A 5,265-nucleotide genomic window follows, 5' to 3' on the forward strand; every position below is an offset into this window, starting at 1 on the left:
CCGGCTCCGGCGGCGCCGGTCGCCGAGCCAGCGGCCCGGCCCACCGCGCCCAGGACGAACCTGCGTGCCGGCCTGAGCAGCTTCATCGGCCGCGACGCCGACGTCGCCCGCGTGCGCGACCTCGTCGGCGAGTACCGGCTGACGACGCTCACCGGACCGGGCGGGTCGGGCAAGACGCGACTCGCCGGCGAGGCCTCGCGCGGGCTGACCGACCGGATGCCCGACGGCGTCTGGCTGGTGGAGCTGGCGCCGGTCGCGGCCGGCGCCGACGTGCCGGCCGCCGTGCTCGCCGCGCTGGACCTGCGCGACCAGGCCTTCGGCACGGCCACCGAGGACACCACGGGACGACTCGTCGCGGCGCTGCGGACGCGGTCGGCGCTGCTGGTGCTGGACAACTGCGAGCACGTCATCGACGCCGCGGCGGCCCTGGCCGACCGGCTGCTCGGCGACTGCCCCGACCTGCGCATCCTCGCGACCAGTCGCGAGCCGCTCGGCATCACCGGCGAGGCCGTCTGGCCGGTGGAGCCCCTGGCGCTGCCGCCGGCGCACGACGGCGACGCCGCCGGCCTGCTGCGCTTCGACGCCGTCCGGCTCCTGGTCGACCGCGCCCGCGCCGTCCGACCGGGCTTCACCGTCACCGACGACGACGCCCCCGCGGTCGCCCGCATCTGCCGTGCCCTCGACGGCATGCCGCTGGCCATCGAGCTGGCCGCCGCCCGGCTGCGCACCATGACCGTCGAGCAGCTGGCCGCCCGCCTGGACGACCGGTTCCGGCTGCTCACCGGCGGCAGCCGCACCGCGCTCCCCCGCCACCAGACGCTGCGCGCCGTCGTCGACTGGAGCTGGGAGCTGCTGTCCGAGCGTGAGCGCGTCGTGCTGCGCCGGCTCGCGGTGTTCGCCGGGGGCGCGACGGCGGAGGCCGCGGCGCGGGTCTGCGGCGACGGCGCCGACGTCCTCGACCAGCTGATCTCGCTCAGCGACCGGTCGCTGGTAGTGGTCGACGACGACGGCGAGGCGCCGCGGTACCGGCTGCTCGAGACGATCAAGGCGTACGGCCTGGAGCGGCTGGACGAGGCGGGCGAGCTCGACGCCGTCCGGCGGGCGCACATCGGTTGGCTGATCGAGCTGGCCGTGACCGCCGAGCCGCACCTGCACCGCGCGGAGCAGCTGGTCTGGCTGCGGCGGATGCGCGCCGAGCACGACGACATCACGGCGGCGTTGCGCGGCGCGATCGCCGCGGGTGACGCCGAGAACGCCGTGCGGCTGGTGGCGGCCTGCGGCTGGTACTGGTTCAGCGGCCACAAGAGCGAGGGCATCGAGCTCGGGATCGAGGCGCTGGCCGTGCCCGGTCCCACCGACCGCGAGGCACGGGCCACCGCGTGCGCCGTCGTCACCTTCCTGATCACCAGCGGGGTCGGCGATCTGCGGGAGGCGGCCGACTGGGTCCGGCAGGCCCGCGAGCTGGCCGTCGGCGTGGAGAATCCCGGGCCGTTCCTGCGGTTCATGCGCCCGCTGAGCGTGATCCTCGGCGCCGAGGACGACCCCCTCACGAGCCTCGCGGACACCCTGGCGCCGCTGCTCGAGGACCCCGACCCGTGGTTCCGCGCCCAGGCGCGGCTGACGCGGGCGCAGATGCTGCCCGCCGCGGAGCGGGAGGCCGACGTCACCCAGGCGCTCGCCGAGTTCCGTCTCGTCGGCGAGCGGTGGGGCATCTCGTACGCCCTCACCACGCTGGCGGACCTGTTCGCCCGGCGCGGGGAGCTGGAGCGGGCCATCGAGTACTACGAGCAGGCCATCGTCGCCATCACCGAGATCGGCACCATCGACGACGTCGTCATGATGCGCAGCCGGCTCGCCCAGCTGCGGTGGCTGGCCGGCGACCACGCCGGCAGCGACGCCGAGGTCGCGCAGGCCGAGCGCGACGCCGAGCAGGTCGCCTGGCCCGACGGCCTGGCCATCATGGCGCTCAACCGCGCCAGCCTCGCCATCTGGGCCGGCGACCGCACGACCGCGGAGCAGCAGCTGGACCGTGCGCAGGCGCTGTTGCGGGACGTCCCGGTCCACCCCGTGTTCCGGGCGGTCATGCTGGAGCTCCAGGCCTGGATGGACGCCGAGCACGGCCGGTGGGACGCCGCTGCCGCCGCGCGCACGGAGGCACTGGCGGCGGTACTGAACAGCGACGACAGCGACGAGGAGTCCGTCGGGGCGGTGCTGGTCGGGATCGCCGACCACGCGCTGCGCCGCGACCGGCCGGCCGACGCCGTCCGGCTGCTGGCCGCTGTGGAGGTGCTGGCCGGCGGGCTCAACCGGTCCACGCCCTGGGGCGTCCACGCCGACGAGGCCGCCCGCGCCGCACTGGGCGACGGGGCGGCCTCGGCACTGCTGGAGGAGACCGAGCGGGAGCTCGCCGGCATGGACGCCGACGCGGCCCACTCGTGGTTGCGCGAGCTGGCCGCGTCGGTCCTGGGCCCTCCCCTCAGCGGACCGGCGGGCGGCGGAACAGCTTGAGCGCCCAGAGGTAGCCGAGCACCCCGATCACCGCGGTCCAGCCCAGGGCGAGGACGGCGTTGTCGCCGATCTCGGTGCCCAGCAGCAGGCCGCGCAGCGTCTCGATGACCGGGCTGAACGGCTGGTACTCGGCGAACCAGCGCAGGCCGGCCGGCATCGAGTCGGTGGGGACGAACCCGCTGCCCAGGAACGGCAGCAGCACGAGCAGCGTCGGCGTGTTGCTGGCGGTCTCGACGCTCTTGGCCGCCAGGCCCATCGCGACGGCGAGCCAGGTCAGCGCGACGGCGAAGACGCACAGCAGGCCGATGGCGCCGAGCCACTCCATCGCGTTCGCGTCGGGCCGGAACCCGATCAGCAACGCCACGCCGAAGACGAGGACCAGGCCGACCAGCGTCTGCAGGAAGCTGCCGATCACGTGCCCGGTGAGCACCGCGCCACGCGAGATGGCCATGGTCCGGAACCGGGCGATGATGCCCTCGTGCATGTCCATGGCGACGGAGATCGCCGTGCCCTGGATCGCGGCTGCCACCGTCATCAGGAGGACGCCCGGGACGAGGTACTCGATGTAGTCGGCGCGGTCGCCGGCCGGGCCGCCGAGCCCGGCGCCGAGCGTCTCGCCGAAGACGTAGGCGAACATCAGCAGCATGATCACCGGGAGAGCGACCAGCTGCACCGTCATCGCCGGGTAGCGGGCCCACCGGCGCATGTTGCGGCGCAACATGGTGCGCGAGTCGCGGGCGGCGAAGGTGAGGGTGCTCATCGGACGGTCTCCTTCTGCTCGTCGTCGGCGGCGTCGCCGGCGGTCTCGGCCGGGCGGCCGGTGAGCGCCAGGAAGACGTCGTCGAGGTCGGGGGTGTGGACGGTGAGCGACGCGACCTCGATGGAGGCGACGTCGAGGTGGTCGAGGACGGCGCGCAGCGAGTGGACGTCGCCGTCGCTGGGGACCTGCAGCGCGAGCGCCGCGTCGTCGCGGGTGGAGCCGGCGAACGTGCGCGCGGCCTGGTCGAGCTCGGCCGGGTCGGCGAACTGCAGCCGGATGTGCCCGCCCGGGATGAGCCGCTTGAGCTCGTCGGACGTGCCCTCGGCGACGATCTTGCCGTGGTCGAGCAGCGCGATCCGGTCGGCGAGCTCGTCGGCCTCCTCCAGGTACTGCGTGGTGAGGAAGATCGTGACGCCGCCGGCGACGAGGGTTCGGATGGCCTCCCACATCGTGCGCCGGGTGCGCGGGTCCAGGCCCGTGGTCGGCTCGTCCAGGAAGATCACCTTGGGATCGCCGACCAGCGTCATCGCGAGGTCGAGCTTGCGGCGCATACCGCCGGAGTACGTCGACGGCGCCTTCGCAGCCGCGTCCACCAGGTCGAACCGCTCCAGCAGCTCCGTCGCGCGCCGCCGGCCCTCCTGCTTGTCCAGGTGGTGCAGGTCGGCCATGAGCAGCAGGTTCTCCTCGCCGGTCAGCAGGTTGTCGACGGCGGAGAACTGGCCGGTGACGCCGATCGCGCCGCGGATGCCGTCGGCGTCGCTCGCCAGGTCGTGGCCCGCGACGCGGACCGTGCCGCCGTCGGCCTGGATGAGCGTGGAGAGGATTTGGACCGTGGTGGTCTTGCCGGCACCGTTCGGGCCGAGCAGCGAGAAGACGGTGCCTTCGGGGACGGTGATGTCGATGCCGTCGAGGACGGTCTGCTCGCCGTACGACTTGCGCAGGCCGGTCGCGGCGATGGCCGTCGGTCGGTCGAGTGTCATGGCTCCTCGTTTCGTGATGTCGCGGTGGTGATGCGACCACTCTCGGCGGGCCGGCTGACACGGCCGTGAGCCGGCGCTGACACGCCGCTGACACGGCCGCTGACACCGGCGTGTGCCGAGGTCAGTAGGCTGTGCCGGTGCCCCTTCTCCCCTCCTTGGCCGCGGCTGCGTTGCTCCTGGGGGCACCGGCCGATGCCGCCGACGAGCACGCCGACACCGTCGACGAGATGGTCGAGCAGCTGCGCGACGACCCGATCCTGGTCCAGCCGTCGATGGGCATGGGCGACTCCGAGCGCGCACACGACGTGCTCACCGAGGCGGCCGCCGGCCTCGACCTGCCGGTCTACGTCGTCCTGGCCGACACCCCCACGGACCTGGTGGGCACCGACTCGATCGCGGAGCAGGCGACCGCGGTGTTCCGCGAGGCCCTGGGCGACGGGCTCTACCACGTCGAGTTCCTCGACGGCATCTCCTACACGCAGTCCTGGGGCGACGACGAGCTCGACGACGCCTACCTGGCGCCGGTCACGTACGCGATCGAACGGGCGGAGTCGAACGGGCCGGGCGAGTACCCCCGGGTGTCGGCGCTGTTCGAGGCGGTGCTGACGCTGCGCTGGGCGGCCGCGCCGGCCGAGCCGATCCCCGACGACGTCGTCGACGAGTACGCGGCCCAGCCGTGGGCGTTCGTGGCGGAGTCCACGGTGGACCGGGCCGACGCGACCGCCGGCCGCTGGGTCGCGGTGCTCGCGACGGTGTTCGGAGTCCTCGTCGCCGGGACGATCATCACGCTGGTCGTGACCCGGGCGAAGCCCGCCGGCCGCGGCGCGCCGGCACGGCGGCCCGCGTCCGCGCAGCCGTCGGGACGGCGCCCCGCGTCCGAGGAGTTGTCGGTGCCCGCCCGTGGGGTGGGTCCCACCCGGACGGGGCGGGGCGTGCCCACGTCGGCCGTACCGGACGACATCGCCGAGACCGCGCGGCGGCGGCTGGACGAGGCCCGCCGGCGGCTGGCCGGGCTGC

General features: G+C 74.4%; 3 protein-coding genes and 1 pseudogene. 2 read left to right on the top strand and 2 right to left on the bottom strand.

The features are described from left to right. Positions 1–2,508, top strand: a 2,508-nt coding sequence (locus DY240_RS24200) for an ATP-binding protein (RefSeq protein WP_119662283.1), incomplete at its 5' end; no start/stop codon positions are given. Here the strand turns inward: DY240_RS24200 and DY240_RS24205 are convergent. Together DY240_RS24205 and DY240_RS24210 are read right to left on the bottom strand one after the other, a co-directional pair. Further along, on the bottom strand, positions 2,477–3,268 hold the full coding sequence (locus DY240_RS24205; protein ID WP_119662284.1) for an ABC transporter permease: 792 nt from the start codon (positions 3,266–3,268) through the stop codon (positions 2,477–2,479). The genes DY240_RS24200 and DY240_RS24205 overlap by 32 nt on opposite strands. Beyond that, on the bottom strand, positions 3,265–4,248 hold the full coding sequence (locus tag DY240_RS24210; RefSeq protein WP_119662285.1) for an ATP-binding cassette domain-containing protein: 984 nt from the start codon (positions 4,246–4,248) through the stop codon (positions 3,265–3,267). Before DY240_RS24210 ends, DY240_RS24205 begins: the two co-directional genes overlap by 4 nt. Before the next feature lie 137 nt (positions 4,249–4,385). On the opposite strand from DY240_RS24210, the pseudogene DY240_RS24215 reads away from it, so the two are divergent. Next, positions 4,386–5,265 (top strand): annotated as a pseudogene (locus DY240_RS24215) (hypothetical protein); the annotation flags it as partial.

It is taken from the genome of Jiangella rhizosphaerae (genome assembly GCF_003579925.1).
In the GTDB taxonomy this organism is placed as follows: Bacteria; Actinomycetota; Actinomycetes; order Jiangellales; family Jiangellaceae; genus Jiangella; species Jiangella rhizosphaerae.